Source organism: Cyanobacteria bacterium FACHB-DQ100 (assembly GCA_014695195.1).
In the GTDB taxonomy this organism is placed as follows: domain Bacteria; phylum Cyanobacteriota; class Cyanobacteriia; order Leptolyngbyales; family Leptolyngbyaceae; genus Leptolyngbya.
Genome location: JACJNW010000028.1, coordinates 1,103,287 through 1,119,002, shown reverse-complemented (window position 1 = coordinate 1,119,002; position 15,716 = coordinate 1,103,287). Strand labels below are relative to the sequence as shown.

At 48.9% G+C, this 15,716-nt stretch carries 14 protein-coding genes and 1 tRNA gene; 3 read left to right on the top strand and 12 right to left on the bottom strand.

The features are described 5' to 3' along the window. Positions 1 to 10 precede the first annotated feature (10 nt). The 4 genes from H6F51_16390 to H6F51_16375 all read right to left on the bottom strand — a co-directional run bounded on the left by H6F51_16390 (position 11) and on the right by H6F51_16375 (position 5,153). Positions 11 to 1,744: a DUF885 domain-containing protein gene (locus H6F51_16390; GenBank protein MBD1824061.1), complete on the bottom strand. Its 1,734-nt coding sequence runs from the start codon at positions 1,742 to 1,744 to the stop codon at positions 11 to 13. 48 nt (positions 1,745 to 1,792) lie between these two features. Beyond that, complete coding sequence (locus H6F51_16385; protein MBD1824060.1) at positions 1,793 to 2,407, bottom strand: hypothetical protein; 615 nt, start codon at positions 2,405 to 2,407, stop codon at positions 1,793 to 1,795. A 5-nt stretch (positions 2,408 to 2,412) separates the two neighbouring features. Beyond that, positions 2,413 to 4,842, bottom strand: a complete 2,430-nt coding sequence (locus H6F51_16380) for an HAD-IC family P-type ATPase (protein ID MBD1824059.1) — start codon at positions 4,840 to 4,842, stop codon at positions 2,413 to 2,415. Positions 4,843 to 4,913: 71 nt separating this feature from the next. Next, positions 4,914 to 5,153: a TIGR02450 family Trp-rich protein gene (locus tag H6F51_16375; GenBank protein ID MBD1824058.1), complete on the bottom strand. Its 240-nt coding sequence runs from the start codon at positions 5,151 to 5,153 to the stop codon at positions 4,914 to 4,916. Positions 5,154 to 5,284: 131 nt separating this feature from the next. Between H6F51_16375 and H6F51_16370 the strand changes: the two genes are divergently transcribed. Next, a complete protein-coding gene (locus H6F51_16370; GenBank protein ID MBD1824057.1) occupies positions 5,285 to 6,046 on the top strand; it encodes a pentapeptide repeat-containing protein in 762 nt (253 codons plus the stop codon). Positions 6,047 to 6,085: 39 nt separating this feature from the next. On the opposite strand, the gene H6F51_16365 is transcribed toward H6F51_16370, so the two are convergent. From H6F51_16365 to H6F51_16350, 4 genes are all read right to left on the bottom strand, one after another. After that, positions 6,086 to 6,958 carry a fasciclin domain-containing protein gene (locus H6F51_16365; GenBank protein ID MBD1824056.1) on the bottom strand — a complete coding sequence of 291 codons (873 nt, stop codon included), beginning with the start codon at positions 6,956 to 6,958 and terminating at the stop codon, positions 6,086 to 6,088. An 87-nt stretch (positions 6,959 to 7,045) separates the two neighbouring features. Beyond that, entirely contained in the window at positions 7,046 to 7,699 is a 654-nt protein-coding gene (locus tag H6F51_16360) for a hypothetical protein (protein ID MBD1824055.1), read from the bottom strand. Positions 7,700 to 7,863: 164 nt separating this feature from the next. Continuing rightward, a complete protein-coding gene (locus H6F51_16355; protein MBD1824054.1) occupies positions 7,864 to 10,395 on the bottom strand; it encodes a sigma 54-interacting transcriptional regulator in 2,532 nt (843 codons plus the stop codon). A 275-nt stretch (positions 10,396 to 10,670) separates the two neighbouring features. Next, a complete protein-coding gene (locus tag H6F51_16350) occupies positions 10,671 to 10,943 on the bottom strand; it encodes a GlsB/YeaQ/YmgE family stress response membrane protein (GenBank protein ID MBD1824053.1) in 273 nt (90 codons plus the stop codon). Positions 10,944 to 11,115: 172 nt separating this feature from the next. Between H6F51_16350 and H6F51_16345 the strand changes: the two genes are divergently transcribed. Then, positions 11,116 to 11,886 (top strand): cobyrinic acid a,c-diamide synthase, encoded by a 771-nt coding sequence (locus H6F51_16345; GenBank protein ID MBD1824052.1) that lies wholly within the window; start codon positions 11,116 to 11,118, stop codon positions 11,884 to 11,886. Between the two features lie 50 nt (positions 11,887 to 11,936). After that, positions 11,937 to 12,021, top strand: a tRNA-Ser gene (locus tag H6F51_16340). 3 nt (positions 12,022 to 12,024) lie between these two features. Here H6F51_16340 and miaB read toward each other — a convergent pair. The 4 genes from miaB to H6F51_16320 all read right to left on the bottom strand — a co-directional run bounded on the left by miaB (position 12,025) and on the right by H6F51_16320 (position 15,638). After that, positions 12,025 to 13,377: a tRNA (N6-isopentenyl adenosine(37)-C2)-methylthiotransferase MiaB gene (gene miaB, locus H6F51_16335; GenBank protein MBD1824051.1), complete on the bottom strand. Its 1,353-nt coding sequence runs from the start codon at positions 13,375 to 13,377 to the stop codon at positions 12,025 to 12,027. Positions 13,378 to 13,482: 105 nt separating this feature from the next. Further along, entirely contained in the window at positions 13,483 to 13,767 is a 285-nt protein-coding gene (locus tag H6F51_16330; GenBank protein MBD1824050.1) for a DUF1232 domain-containing protein, read from the bottom strand. Between the two features lie 210 nt (positions 13,768 to 13,977). Next, positions 13,978 to 14,385 (bottom strand): response regulator transcription factor, encoded by a 408-nt coding sequence (locus tag H6F51_16325; protein ID MBD1824049.1) that lies wholly within the window; start codon positions 14,383 to 14,385, stop codon positions 13,978 to 13,980. A gap of 263 nt (positions 14,386 to 14,648) precedes the next feature. After that, the gene (locus H6F51_16320; GenBank protein ID MBD1824048.1) at positions 14,649 to 15,638 is read right to left on the bottom strand and encodes a sigma-70 family RNA polymerase sigma factor; all 990 of its coding nucleotides are present in this window, start codon (positions 15,636 to 15,638) and stop codon (positions 14,649 to 14,651) included. Positions 15,639 to 15,716 lie beyond the last annotated feature (78 nt).

The following is a 15,716-nucleotide window of genomic DNA, read 5'->3' as shown; positions in this document are numbered from 1 at the left end:
GACTCATCTCCTAAGCGGGCTTAGCTTGAACGAATTGTTCTAGCACTGCCTGACGCAGCAATCGCTGTGGCATAAATCCCTGAGCCAAGATGAAGTCGTGAAACTTTTGGGAGTCAAACTTCGCACCCAGTTGTTGTTCGACATTTTTGCGAAGCTGCATCAGGCGTTGATAGCCATAGAAGTAAGAGGGAGCGTGTCCGGGAAGCCGGACGGTATAGCGATCGATTTCCTGCTGAGCGAAGAACTTTGAGTAGCCTGCCTCTTCGGTGAGAATGCGCAGTGCTTCGGTCGTCGAGATTTTACCTAAATGCAGTTCGGGTTCCAAGAAGGCACGCGCCGCCCGCAATAGCTGAAATTGTAGGGAGATAAACTGCCCTTCGATCGGCATGAACGGTAGGGTAATCGCTTCGGCGTAGAGTGCCCAGCCTTCGTGGTTGGCGGGGTTGTAGCCGAACTTCGATCGAGCCTCAGAAATGCCTTGATCTTGAATCGTGGTGAACTGGAGGTCGTGTCCGGGTCTGCCTTCGTGAGCAGTGAGCGTCCAGGAAACGGCGGGATAGGTGAAATCGTTGTAGGTACGGGGTTGGGGGTCTGGTTTTAGGAGGGGAATGATGAAGGTTCCAGCCGTTTTGCTTGAAGCTTTGGGAGCATGGTATTGCGGAACGGGAAAAATTGCGTTTTCACGATCAGTGGTGAGCCGAATGGTTAAGGGGCGTTTCGGGAGCGTGACTAATTTTTCACGCTGAATGATGGCTTCGATTTCCTTTTGGCGTTTCTGATAGTGCGGCAGAATTTGATCGCTCGGTAATTGCTCTTGCTTGAGAGCGCGGATTACGTCGCGATAGTCTTTTGCCTGAAAGCCTTTTTGTCTGGCGATTTGTGGAGCAAGCACGTTCATTTCTTGTTGAATGGCGGCAAAGGCAGAATGGGCATTTTGCAGGAGTTCGTCGATCGGGATTTCGACTCCTCGTTCTGCGAGTTCTGCTGCATAAAGTTCGCTCGGTAAGCGGAAGCTGGTTCTGGCTTTGGGTAGGATTTCTTGCCGAACAAAGTTTGTATATTCGGTTAATTGTGCTTTTAGCTTAGTGTAACTTGATTGATCAATTTTCTGTTGTTCGATGCGTTGCTTGATTTGTTCGAGTTGAATGGCTGTATTTGCTAGATCTTTTTCAAGCTGCGATTTTTCGGGAAAGAAAACGTTTTGTTGCGTCATGCTCTCTCGCATTCTTTGAATTGCCATCGTCGCGATCGCAGTTGTATTTTCTCCGCTAATTCGCTTTAGCTGCTTGGTTAAATCGCGCTTGTTGAGATCATCAATGCTGCGGTTAATTTCTCTAGCTAAATTCACATAAGGCAAACGGTATCGTCGATCGAGTTGAATCGATCGCAATTCCTCGTTTGCTGATTGAATCAGAATTTCTAGATCAAGTTTGACCGATGGCTCAGTTTCCTGCTTTCGCTTTGTCTGAAGTGTTGCAACTGCGTTATTTAAGTTTCGCTCGTAGCATTGCACATAGTTTGTATCTAGTTTCAGCAGCGATTGGCTGAGTGTGGGTTGATCTGTGCAGTTTGATTCTGATTCAGCTTTGATTAGAAGGTTTGTATTTTCATTGCTTCTTGTGATCCAGTTAGGTTTTGCCGATGCGATCGGTTCTGAAATGGAGTGGATCGCGATCGCGACCATGAACGATGCGATCGCCAGCAAAACGGGAACTTTGCGCGAGAGCCGGAGAGCACGAACCATAAATCAGTGAAAAGGGACTGATCGATCTTAGCGGTCACAAAAATTTCTTTACTGACGACACTGGAGCGACTTAAACACATCGTCTGCTTTCTTTCGCGCTACATCTAAATTTGCGTCATTTGCCAGCAGATTCACCACATATCGACTGTCACCCAAAATGATGTTTGCTCGGTAAATCACAGTCGCTTTTTCGGGGGAATCGGGGTACTTTAGCAATCCCTCCCGAACCGCAATTCCCGTCGTTTGTCCACACAGCGTCCGGTTTTCAGCCCGCACCGTCTTGATTTTCAGTTCTTCTTCGTCCGCGCCCAGCGCAATGCTGTCTAAGATGCGATCGATCCGCCGCCGTCCTGATTCTTGATCTACCGGAACCCGCGCCATCAAAAGCTGAATATCGGGTTCATTGCCTTCGCTGGCAACAAGGGCAACTTTTGCGCCTGCTATATTCACACCCAGCAGACCCTGAGAGCCTCCAGGTAGGGAATAAGTCATGATATTGCTGGCGATCGCTTCTGCGCGTTGGGGGGTTGCAGCATTGCTGAGAAATTTTAATCCGAGTCCGGTTAAGCCGACTCCCAGCGTAGCGATCGCGCCCAGCACCACGGCAAGCGTTTCCCAAATTGAAACTTTGTATTGCGGAATTCTAGAAGGGAGGTCTCTCATTGTTCTTACTCCAAATCAACGCCTAAAAAGCGATCGAGAAACCGAGTCCGCCAGGACAATCTCAGAATTAGCGCCCACTCTATCGCAACCAAACCCAAAAACAGGCAATCCTGTAAACTCAGCGGAGACAGTTCAAAAAACACCCGCAGCGGCGGAATTGCAAGAATCAGCAAATAGACAACAAGTAGGGCAACGGCAACGATCGTATATCGCCAGTCGCCGCTTAATGGTTCTCCGCCTGTCCAAGCGTTTGTGGGTGGCTTGAGAAACGGAATCAACAACAGTTCGCAAAACACTAAAATGGTGACTAATGCAGTCCGAGGAATATTAAATTCGATCTCAGCAAGTCCAACATTAGGAGGTAGATCCAAGACAGCACTCACTAAATAAAATAGATACACGGTGAGCGACACTAACGTAATCGTGATCGTAGCAGGAACGACGAAATGTAGCATCGATCGCACTAAACTGCGCTTTTGCAGTTCTCCGGGTTGTGCCCAGATTGGAATAAACGTTGTGGGAATTCCTACACCAATCAGAGTGACGATCGCGCTATGTTTATTTAACAGTGGAAAACTATCGGAAACAATGGCGATCGCAAAAATTAGCAACGCCACGCAACTCAGTCTTACCATAAATAATTTAATGACATCGCGAATGCCATTTTGAATGCGTTGTCCTTCTAAGAACGTATGCGGCAATGCTTCAAATGAATCCTTCAGTAACACAATATCGGCAATGCTGCGAGTTGCCTTACTGCCGCTCTCCATCGCAATTCCAAGATTCGCTTGCTTGAGCGACAACACATCATTCACGCCGTCTCCGGTCATCGCGACATAGTGACCCGATTTGCGTAAACTCCGAACCAGTTGCGCTTTTTGCTGCGGTGTAATTCGTCCGAACACATTGTAATTTCGCGCCGCCTGCATCAATTGCGCTTCGTCCATCTGCGCCAGTTCTGTACCCGAAATCAATCGAATATCATCGCTAAAATCTGCTTGTTTTGCTAAGGCTGCAACCGTTTGAGGATTATCACCGGAAATAATCTTTAGCGTAATGCCTGCTTTGACGAATCCTTGCAGCGTTTCACGGGCAGAAGGTCGGAGTTGGTCAGAAAAGCAAAGAATTCCAAGCGGAGTCAATTCGGGCAGCGTGGAGCCTGCGATCGACTCCAAGGTGATTGACCCTGATGTATAAGCAAACAACACAACGCGATAGCCGTGATTCACTTGGCGATCGATGTAGTCCAAACTTTCATCATCTAAAGTTGTGGCTTTCATCAAAATTTCCGGTGCGCCCAGAATGTAAGTCCCTGGGTGATCGGCAAATTCGATCGCGCTCCACTTTCGCGCTGAAGAGAAAGGAATTTCGTCGCGAATCGGTTTAGCATATCCACCACAGGCAATCAGAACGGCTTCACTGGTGCGGTTTCTGGCTTGGGTGCTAGCGGCAAAGTCACCTAAGCGCGATCGTAATTCCAGTTCTGAACGAGCGATCGGATGTAGCGAATGCAGTTCGATTTGATTCGTCGTCAGCGTTCCAGTTTTATCCAAACACAGCACATCAACATTGCTCAACGACTCGACAGCATTCGTTTGCTGAATCAAAACATTCTGCCCCAACATCCGAATCGAACCCATCGCATATGACAGCGTGATTGCTAGAATTAATCCCGCAGGAATCAGACCCGCGATCACTGCGGCACGCTGTACCACTTCGTTTAAGGTCTGAGATCGACTCACAAAACTGATTCCTATCAGCAACCATAAAAACGATGCCAGCAGCAATAAAATCCGAATAATTAAGTTAATCTCCGCTTGCAACGGCGTATAGACTTGGCGAAACTCTCGCGCTCCCATCGTTATCTGATAAGCGACGGTATCAGTTCCGACCTTTTGCGCTTCATAACAAGCACTACCACTCGCACAGAAACTGCCTGAATACACAGGCTTACCCGCAACCTTGACAATCAGATCCGATTCTCCGGTGAGCAGCGATTCATCGACCTCAACTCGTCCTGCTCCAACAATTTCCCCATCGACCAACACCTGATCCCCCGGACGCAGCACCAGCGTATCTCCCAGCACGATCTCACTGGGGTCAATATTAATTTCTTCACCGTTGCGAATCACCGTCGCGTGAGGACGAGACAACAGCGCAATTTCATCCAGTTTCTGCTTTGCCCAAATCTCCTGCACAATCCCGATCACCACGCCGCTGAAAATCACCACAGCAACGAAGATGGCATCACTCGGACGACGCAGCAAAATGAAAACACCGCTAATTGCAAAGAAAACGGCATTGACAAACGTGAGTAAATTCTCTTGAAAAATTCGTGCATACGATCGACTCGTCGGCAGCTTAACATTATTTGTCTCACCTGCTAAGACGCGCTCACGCACTTGTCGATCGCTTAATCCGGGAAGCGTTGCCATGAATCTGAAGGGGCTAAATCAGAAGGATGTCAATATCATAGACACTGCTTTCCTTCTCGCAAAATCATCTTTCACGCTTCTTCCTGCTCGTTGAGGGATTTCCAGCCCGCTTGCCACTGCGATCGGTCTTTGAACAATTTCGCATTCATCCAAAACCGCACCGACGGATCGCAAGCTGCCACCACTTCCGCAAATACCCATTCGCCCTCATTTTTGCGATTAACGACCTGAAAGTGCCGCCAGCCCCAGGTTTCTTCCTGTGCTGTCCACTTTGATCCAACCAGATGAGGAAATTTTTGTTTTTTAGCCATACCTCCATTTTAGATTTTTGCCTTCAATTCAGGAATACTCAGTCTGGACATCAAAAAGATCGTCGCAACTGCAACGAGACAGTAGTATGAAGTATTTTCCTGCTCACCCTTCCCGGTTAAGGTTCCTGTATATGATGCGGACAAATTTATCGATTGCTGCGCTGATGTCGATCGGCATCATTCTCCCGGCTCAAGCTGAAAATCTCGAGCATGTGCGCCAACTGCTGGCAACGAAACAATGTCCGAACTGCGAATTAACCAGTTCAGGGCTTGTGCTGGCTCAATTGCCGGGTGCAAATCTCGCAGGCGCAAATCTCGCAGGCGCAAATCTCAGTCAAGCCAACCTTGCCGGAGCCAACCTCACAGGCGCGAATCTGGCAGGTGCAACTCTAAGCGGCGCAAATCTCGCAGGCGCGAAATTGACTAGCGCCAACTTACAAGGCACCGATTTAACTCGATCGTATCTTGTCGGCGCAGACCTAACCGGAACGCAGATCGAAATGGCGCTGATTCAAGGCGCGATCGGGCTACCGACTACAGCGGGAACTCCGGAGATGTTTTACCAGATGGCAATGGAAGCAGGCAAACGCAAACAATATGAACGAGCGATCGAGAATTTCAATCAAGTGCTAGTTCGTAAACCCGATTCGGCTCCAGCCTTGATCGGTCGGGCAATGGCGCGACTCGAACTTGGAGACGAAAAAGGCGCAGTTCAAGACTCGGAACAGGCAGCAGCGTTATTCGAGCAGCAAGGGGATGCCAGCAGCGCCAAATCTGCAACTACGCTTGCCCAAACCTTAAAAAATCCGCCGAAAGCGCGATCGGGCGGCGGCTTCGGGCAAACCCTGATCAACGTGGTCGGCGGACTGTTGCAAATGTTTCTAATGCGCTAACAGAGCCTGAGGGATGCAATGTGCATCTCTGCAAATTCTCTACGGCTGCGTCATCGGCATTCCTGTGGGAGCCAAGCTAGTCAGCTTTCCTTGCAGGCTTGCGGGAAGAATTACTTGATTGATTGCATGAATGGTGCCATTGCTTGCAGCAATGTCTGCACCAACGACTTGTGCGTTGCCGATCATCAGCATTCCGTTGCTACCTTGAGCCGCGATCGGGTTTCCACCCATCGATTGCACTTGTTTTGCTGACAAATCGCTGGAGGAGACTTTGCCGCGCACGATGTGATTTTGCAGAACTTGGGTTAACAAAGCACGGTTTTCCGGCTGCACTAAGGCTTTGAAGGTTGCTGGGGGAAGCGCAGCGAGGGCTTCATCAGTTGGCGCAAAAACAGTCACGCTGCTATCCCCTGCAAGCTGCGAAGAAAATGCACCGCCTTGAGAGTCAGCCACGCGCACCAGTGCATTGAACAATTCAAACGAAGGGCTGGTGCGAACGATTCGGTCGATAGACTGATCAGACGAGCCCGTAGATGCGTAGTTCGTGGTGTCGGTCGGGGTTGCACCGGTCGGGCTGCTATTGGTTGGAGTATTGTTAACTTCAGGACGGTTTGCCGGGGCAACGGTGCCAGGAACGCTTTGATTGTTGGGCAAACCGGGAGCGGTAGTTGTGCCTGAATCTACAGAACTGTCAGGATTGGTGATGCTTCCAGGAGTGTTTTGACCGGATTGACCCCCAACCGGAGGAATACCAGCATCCCGATTTGTCGGAGCGGGTGTTTGGGGAGTATTTGCCGGAGTGGTTTCAGCATTGGGCGTGAATTTACTTTGTGCCATTGAGGGCAGGGCAACGCTAACGCCTAATCCAACTACAGATAATCCAGTAACTAAACGCTTCAGTGATGTTTTCATTGTTACTTATCGTAAACATTGCTCCCCAAGCGTATAAATTACAAACGTGAACTTCCTCCCTCGCTTGAAATAATCCGAAAGGATGGTTTATCTGTTTGATTGAATCCGTTTAGAGGTGCGGTCTTGTTGCCGAATATCAAGCCTTTCCGCCAGGCTAAGTGGCGGGTTTGACTCTAGTGGAGTCTTGTCTGGCAGAAGGGTGAGGGCGGGGGAACGAGTCGAAGTTTTGGCAGTCGCGGCATAATGTGCAGGGCTTGCGGATTTCACTGCGATCGACTGACCGCCTGATTGACGACCCCGCGCAGATTGCTGCGATCGGCTTGCTCTGCGCTCGGAGGTAGGACTGAGTGCAGCTTGTTGCTTAATGATGCGGCGAGATGTCTGCTGCGCCGAACGCAAGCGTCGAGAAATCAAGACAGAGCTGGTTGCACAAGTAGCAACGACGATCGCGAGTAAGCCAATGGCGCTGCTGGAGTCAGCAGAATTAGCGGGTGATTCTGCAACCGGTTGCGGCGATTCTACGGCTTCTAAGGGGGCTGGATTGGTGTAGGTTAACCCTGAGACCGCTAGCCAACCAAAGAACAGGAAGGAACTCCAAACCGCAAACAAGCAGATGAAGGGATGCCGTTGTGCAAAGTGCAGTAGAAGTCGCCCGGCTGACGGTGGCTTTGTAGGTTTTCGGCTACGCTTTGCAGATCGAGGAGCGGTGACGTTTTGCACAGGAGTAATTGGGTTGCCCATATCTATAGTGATGTGTTCAACAGTGATGTATTCAACATCGAATGGATGGGTACTGATTGTACAGGAGAAATTCTTTGATTGGTCAATATTGCAGCATAAGTCTATCTTTGCAACCTATCCAAAGATAGACTCGTGGAATTATTGATACTCTGAGCATCAAACATCTAGGCAACAACGATTAACCGCCATACCAATGATCCAAGCAGCACCATTGCGCTATGTTGCAGGAGAAGCGATCGGATCGGCTGTCGAGCAATTTTTTGCGTGAGCAAGACGCTCAACCAGAACGATCCCGCGATCGTGACAGCTTGTAAGAATTCAATCACAGCGGGATGAGCGACTGCGATCGGTAAGGTTGCCATCAGTTCTGTGCTACCGCCGAAGGTTGCAGCCGTCACCGGAAGAATGCGTCCTGCTTCGTTTAGTCCCAAGTGTAAGTAGTACGCTAAACTCGCCCCTAAAACCAGCGGGAGATAACCATATGCGAGTTCAAGAAAAGGGCGCGATCGTCGATTGAACAGCCTCATTATTTGATCGAACAACAGTGCAATGGCTCCGGGCAACATCAAAGCAAGAACCGAGACGATCGCGTGGTAGCTAAATTGATCAAGATGTAGATTGATATCCAGTAGCTGTTGGATTGCAGGAAGCCGATGCAAAAACACGGCTCCAAACAGCAGAAACAATAAGCAAACTTCAGGATAAGTCGGTTGATGGGTAGTCCATAGTTCAATTCCCGGTGGACGCAGGTTGAGTTCGACCGATCGGTGAGGACAAGCTTTCAGGCAGGTCATACACAACACACAATCGCGATTGTCCCGGAGCTGCGCTGGATGTGAATAGATGGGACAGCCTCCAGTTTCCATGCCTTCGCCTTTTTGCGGCCCGCCTTTGTAGCACTGATAGGTCGTACAAGTTGCAGAACAAATTCCTTGCTGTGCTCGGAGTTCAATCATGGCAAGTTTAGCAAATAAGCCATTCATGCCCCCGATCGGACAGAGATATCGACACCAAAATCGCCGCTCAAACAACACAGAAAAGATAACGGCTCCAGCCGTAATCAGCAACAATAAATAGCCCGATAGATAAGCCGTATTTTCTAAGTTCCACAGTTCTTCCCACAGTAGAATCAGCGTGAACATACCAAACAAAAACCAACCGCCCCACTTCTCAGCCGCTTGTCTGGGCCAGGGTTGTAGCTTACGCGGATAGAGCCAGAGAGAAATCTTTTGCGCCAGTTCGCCGTAAATCATAAATGGACAAACCGCACACCAAAGCCGTCCCACAAAGGGGAATGCAACCAGAATCAGCATCCACCACCATGCCCAGAATAGATTCAAGGCGAAGTTACGATCGCGGCTTTGCGGTGCCACCATTAACACGGTGACGATAACTGCAAAAGCTCCCAAGGTAAAGCCGTAATTGATCCGATCTGGCCACCAGGGACTCCTGAGGAATTGCCGCAATCGTGGATAAGCATTAAGCAGATTGACCCGAAATCGACGATTTTTATTGCCTGCTGCCCAGAACACCTCTTCGGTGAGTTCTGGGCTTTCTGCTTGAGTAATTGCCCGTCCCAATAGACTTTCAAGTTCGACATGATTTCCAGGAAAGTCATAACCTTGAAGTCGGCGTAACGCTTCGGGTGTAATCTTGGGCTTAGAGATGCCTCGCGATCGAGCAATTAAACTCAAGTAATACTCTGCTTGAACGGCAATATCCGCTTTTCTGACTCGCAGGGGTGGCACCTTGATCACATGAGTAATTAGCTTACATTTTTCCAATCGCGGTAGAATCTTCTCAGAAGTCATGAGCAGCCTCGCTTCAACTGATCGGGCTTCTGGTTCCGGTTCTCCTTCGCGTGCGATCGGCGTAAACTTCCCCGTCTTCAAAAGCTGCACCAACTTTTCTTCAAACTCCGGCGCAATATCTTCGAGATTGTTCAGCATAATGGTGCCGCGCCCAATCCAATCGAGCAATCCAGGCTTACCCGTTCGCCCAAAGATTTCTGCGCCGCTCGGTTGTAGCGTGTTGCAGTTGATTTTGATTAATGGCTCTTTACGATCGCTCGATCCAAAGTGAATTAACGCCGCAGTATTGTCTTTTTCCAGTCCCGGCTCTCCAAAGATTAAGACAGAACCACGATCGCTGGCGGCTTTTTTAATGTCTTGCCGCAGTCGCACTGCATAGCGGCTGGTTCCCACAATGCCGCGTTTAACTTTTGGAACAAGATAAGGACGCAAGGCGATCTGTTGTTCCCGCTCATAAGCAAGTTGCGAAGACACTTCCTCTAACTGCGTGGCAAGCTGCTGCGAAACGCCTTGAGCAATTTCGGGAAACTGTTGAGCGATCGCTTTGAATGCCTCCCGTGGAATTGTCCAGATCACACAGTCATTCAGGGTAATTGTGGTTTCTTCTGCCTTGCGATCGAGCAACAGTTCTTTGAGATAGACGATCGACCCTGGAATTAAGCTCGTGACCTTTGCCAAGCCCGTTTTACTGGTGCGATACCGCTCAAGATGCCCGTCGTACAAAATGTAGAGTGCTTCAGGCTGCGTGTCTTCGAGTCCAAGGCGGCGATTTTCTTGAACCTGTTGTTCTTGAACCTGTTGCGCGATCGCCTGCAACGCTTCCGATGACAGACTAGAGAATTCCGTCCGCTGCCGCAGCCATTCCACCCGCTCTAAAACGTCCATGATTTGCCTCTTTAGAATTTGCCCACAGACACTCATCCTTTAGTCCCTTACCCCGCAGGAGAAGCAGGATGGTTTCGTACAGGCTAACGAGGATGGACTGAAAAGTAAGTGCAAAGTAACAGCCCACGACCCTCATAGACCCATTAAAACAAATTCTCGACCCCCACCCGTGCCAAGGAGACAAACAGGGCACAGACGCTAAATTGCCCGTAATCTCGCGGGTGCAAAGCTACGGGCAATCTCAGCTTAGAAAGCAAATTTAATCAAACGCAACCCTAGATCGCACCCCGTCCAGCGATGCGATTCCAGATAAACGAGAAAATGATCGCGCCGAGCACAGCCACAATAATGCCACCCAAGCTCAAGCCAGCCGAGGTAATTGCTAGCGTCCCTGTCGTCAACAGGGTGTACAAACTACCTCCCACCAGTGCACCCACAATTCCTAAAAGCAAAGTCCCTAAAATTCCACCACCACGAGCACCGGGATCAATTGCTTTTGCGATCGCACCTGCGATTAGACCTAAAACAATCCATGCTAAAAGATTCATATTAATAACTTCCTGTTCGGATTCAATGATTTAAGGTTAGCAATCCTACGCTTGAAACTGTTCCATCAACAGAATGATTCACGCCTCTACCGGGATGATGACATCGGACTGCTGCTGCATAGCTTAAATTGGGCACTCTAAGCCAGTGTGCTTTATTTCCAGCGATCGCGCCATGTCTCACCCCCTACACTCCGAGTCGATCGAGAATATCTTGCAGAGATTACCGCCAGAAGCAAGATTGTGGGCGGAAAATTTACCCTGGAATCAGCGGCGCTACGTGCTGTCGTTGTGTCATCTGCTCTGTGCCGCATCGCCTGCGACCCAGGCTCAATTTCTCGATGAGTACACTGCGAATGGACTCATTTCTAAACTGATCGAAAATCACGAAATTAGACAAAAAGTTAAGCTCAATTTAGATCGATTCCGCATCACGACCCAACTGACTGAAGCCGTTTTAAGAAACTATATCCGCCAGTTCTACATTCACTCCGCCCAGGATTCGAGAAGAAAACTCGATCTAATCCTGGAATCTGCGGTGCGAGTAGTGGTTAGCACCGAAGAGAGAAATCATATTTTCAACTACATTCTCGGCTTTGAAATCATCAAGCTGCTATTCCGGATGAGTTGGCTGCAACATGAACGACTCTACCGACTCCAACGCAACCAGGAAGAATTCATCACGCTTTATCTCAAGCCGATCCAGCAAACCCATCGCTTAAATCAAATCATTGTGCCAAGAGACGAAAAGCTCTTCTTCGCACGGCGAGATTACTATGTCCAGGTTCCAACGATCGCCGACAAAAAGCTGATCGAACTGGCGATCGCCACCTTCACAACTGAAGTCATCAGCAGCTTTGGCTTCTCTGTGATTCGTCACCCGGACGCAATCGTGTTTGATTATGACTATGTGTTTGGTGTTGATCCAGAAGCCGCTTTTCCTTAGATTTGGCGATCGTATTTGCGCCAAACTGAGTTAAAATCAGGCAAGCGCCTGGAGAGGTGGCAGAGTGGTCGATCGCGTTCGACTTGAAATCGAATGAACCGAAAGGTTCCGTGGGTTCGAATCCCACCCTCTCCGTTTCTACAATCGAACTTCAATCAAGGGTTGTCCCGTCAAACTAAACGGGCGAACTTCCGTGATTCTGACTTTGATCAGTTGACCACGTAACTCGTCGATCGACCCTGCAAAGAACGTCAGTCGATTACCGCGTGTCCGTCCCATCACTTGAGTCGGGTCTTTCGGATTTTGCGCCTCGACTAGGACTTCTTCGATTCGTCCGGCGTAGCGCTGCGATCGTTCTGCTGCCGTTTGCGACACTAAGCGGTTTAGGCGCTGGAGTCGATCGGCTTTGACTTCTTCAGAAAGCTGATCTTCCCACACTGCCGCAGGCGTTCCCGGACGTGGAGAATAAGCCGCCGTATTGATCAAATCAAAGCCAACTTCCTCAACCAGCTTCAGCGTATTCTGAAATTGTGCTTCGGTTTCGCCAGGGAACCCGACGATCGCATCGGCACTAATCGAGGCATCCGGCATATATTGACGAATCATATCGATAATGCGGCGGTAGCGCTCGTGACTATAGCCGCGTGCCATCGCTTTCAAGACTTCGTTATCACCCGACTGAAACGGAATGTGGAAGTGCTCACACACTTTTGGTAATTCAGCGCAAGCCCGAATCAACCGTTCGGTGAAATAGCGCGGGTGGCTGGTCGCAAATCGAATGCGATCGATGCCTGGGACATCATGCACAAAGTACAGCAGATCAGTCAACGTATGTAGATGCCGCCCTTCAGGAGTAGAACCCGGCAGATCTCGCCCATACGCATCAATATTTTGTCCTAACAGTGTTATCTCTGTGTAACCCTGTGCAGCCAACGATTCAATCTCTGCTCGAATTGCTTCTGGAGTGCGCGACTGTTCGACTCCCCGCACGCTTGGAACCACACAATAGGTACAGCGTTCGTTACAACCGTAGATTACATTCACCCAGGCTGTAACCTGGCTATCCCGTCTAGGTTTTGTAATATCTTCGACAATGTGGATCGGGTCAGTTGCCACCACTTGATTGCCGCTGAAGACCTGTTCCAGTAGATCTTCTAGCTGATTTGCATATTGAGGCCCCATTACCAGATCCAGTTCTGGCACTCGGCGTAACAATGCTTCGCCTTCTTGCTGTGCCACACATCCGGCAACGACGATCGTTAAATTCGGGTTTTCTTGTTTGCGCTGTGCTTGTCGTCCCAGATACGAATAAACCTTCTGCTCGGCGTTATCGCGAATCGTGCAGGTATTATAAAGAATCAAGTCGGCTTCGTTCGGTTCTTCTGACCACTCAAAGCCCATTGTTTCTAGAATTCCAGCCATGCGCTCGGAGTCTGCTTTGTTCATTTGGCAGCCGAACGTGGTGATGTGATAGCGGCGAGAAGCAGTCATGGGCGACAAAATAAACTCAGACCCCCATTCTAGATGGATTCGAGAAACTATGGCAAAAGAGGCGCGATTTCTCGCGCCTCCAGGAATTATTCAATTGAGCGAAAATTATCGAACGGTCGTCGCTTCGACATCAACAGCTTCTGCGGTCGGCTTACCATCGACGGCGGCGTTGGTCGTTTCTTTCTGGGCTTTCAGGCGATCCATCAGCATCGAAGAGACTTCAGCAACCAGAAGCCCTAAAATCACCGTGTCGTCAATCTGTCCGATTAGCGGAACAAAGTCGGGCAAAAGGTCGATCGGGCTAAACAAATAGAGCAAAGTGCCAGCAATCACTAACCAGCGGTATTTAGAGTTGCGAACAAGAGTGCGATACCAGTCGTAGAATTTCATAAGTTGTGCCCTTCTCTTATGTTTTTATAATGTCAGATCGTATTAGGGCTGTCGTTGGGGGAAACCTGTCTGAAGAAGGGGGAGAAACCGTCATTCAGTTAGAGTTTGTTGTTTAGCGCAATCTCTAACTTCAGAGATCGCGCCAAGATACGTACAAAGCCTATCTAGAACGAGGGTACTGTCACTATTTCTCACTCACCTTTGGATTCGCTAAAAACTGCGAGGCTGGTTCGCTTGTTCTCCGAGTTCATTCACGATCGCGATTAGATCTTGAACTGTGGTTTCCTTTTTGCAAAACGCATCGACTTTCGCCGTTTGCAGCATTACCTCAGTCTGCGGATCTTCGAGCGAAGAATACGCCAAAATCTTGACATTTGGATGAGCGCTCTTAATCTGAGTTGAGGCACTCAGCCCATCCATCACAGGCATCTGCAAATCCAAAACAATTACGTCTGGGCAATGACGATTCGCCATTTCAACGGCTTCTTGACCGTTGCTAGCAAGACCCACTAGCTCAATTCCTTCCTGACGTTGGAGTGCCAACTTCAGGCTAAAGCGGGTCAGTTCATGATCATCGACAATTAAAACACGCAACACTTTGCACTCACTAGACAGCATGGGACGGAATAATTGATGTGACTAAAAGTGTAATGATTCGTACATCTCACAGTCCTCTACCGCAAGGACTAACCGAATAAATTTAGTAGAACCCCGGTTCTGAACGCTTACTGAGTCAAAATAGATTTTATACTTATTTGCTCTGATGCGGGACGAAATGGAGCTTCATAGGCTCTTTCATCTTAGTTAATATAAAGTTAATGTAAAAAAATCAGCGACTCATCTAAGAAGACGAATCGCTGATAGCAACCGACAAGCTTTAATCACATCCAATCTTTCAGCAGGGCTTGGCGACGAGGATGACGCAGCTTTCTCATCGCTTTTGCCTGAATCTGCCGCACTCGCTCACGCGAGAGATCATAAAGCTGACCAATTTCACTCAAGGTATAGTGTTGACCATCGGTGAGACCAAACCGCAGTTTGATGATTTCGCGCTCTCGATCGCTGAGGTGATCCAGCACCGAGTTGAGGCGATCGACCAAGAGTTTGTGGTCTAAGTTATCGTTCGGCGCAACATTATCCGCATCTTCGATTAGTTGCATAAGTTCCGTATCTTCATCGCGTCCCACCCAGGCATGAAGCGATAAGGTGCGCTGGCTCACGTCTAGAACCTGCTCTAACTTATCTTCTTCCATATCGAGCGCACCAGCTAGCTCTTTCTTTGTCGGTTTACGACCGAGTTCTTGAGATAGCAGTTGACGCACTTTGCGAACTTGATTCAGCTTTTCGACCATGTGAACGGGTAAGCGAACCGTTCTAGATTGAGACGCAATGGCGCGGGTAATTCCTTGGCGAATCCACCAGTACGCATAAGTTGAAAACTTGTAGCCGCGTTCGTAGTCAAATTTTTCTGCGGCTCTCATTAAACCCATTGCCCCTTCTTGAATCAAATCTAAGAAAGGAACTCCCCGATTGAGATATTTTTTGGCAATTGACACGACTAAGCGCAGATTCGCTCGAACTAATTTTCGCTTTGCTCGTTCTCCAACAATTCCACCTTTGGTAATTTCTCGCGCCAATTCAATTTCTTCAGCTTGAGTCAGCAGCGGATATCTTGCCATTTCCCTCAGAAACATTCCAACCGAATCATCGGACAATCCTAGATATTCGCTGGCTTTTCCTCTCAGCGATTTTGCTAAACCTTCGGGTGAAAGATCTTCGTTTTCGAGCGATGCGAGTTCAGAGAAATCGATATCGCTTTCGGTTACAACTGCGTCGATCGGGAGAGAGTCAGTGGGTAATTTGGTTGCCATTTTTAGATCACACTGGGGTCTTCAATTGGTCTCAATGTAGCTATGCTCAACTGCAACCTACTTTAATCGAAATGATTG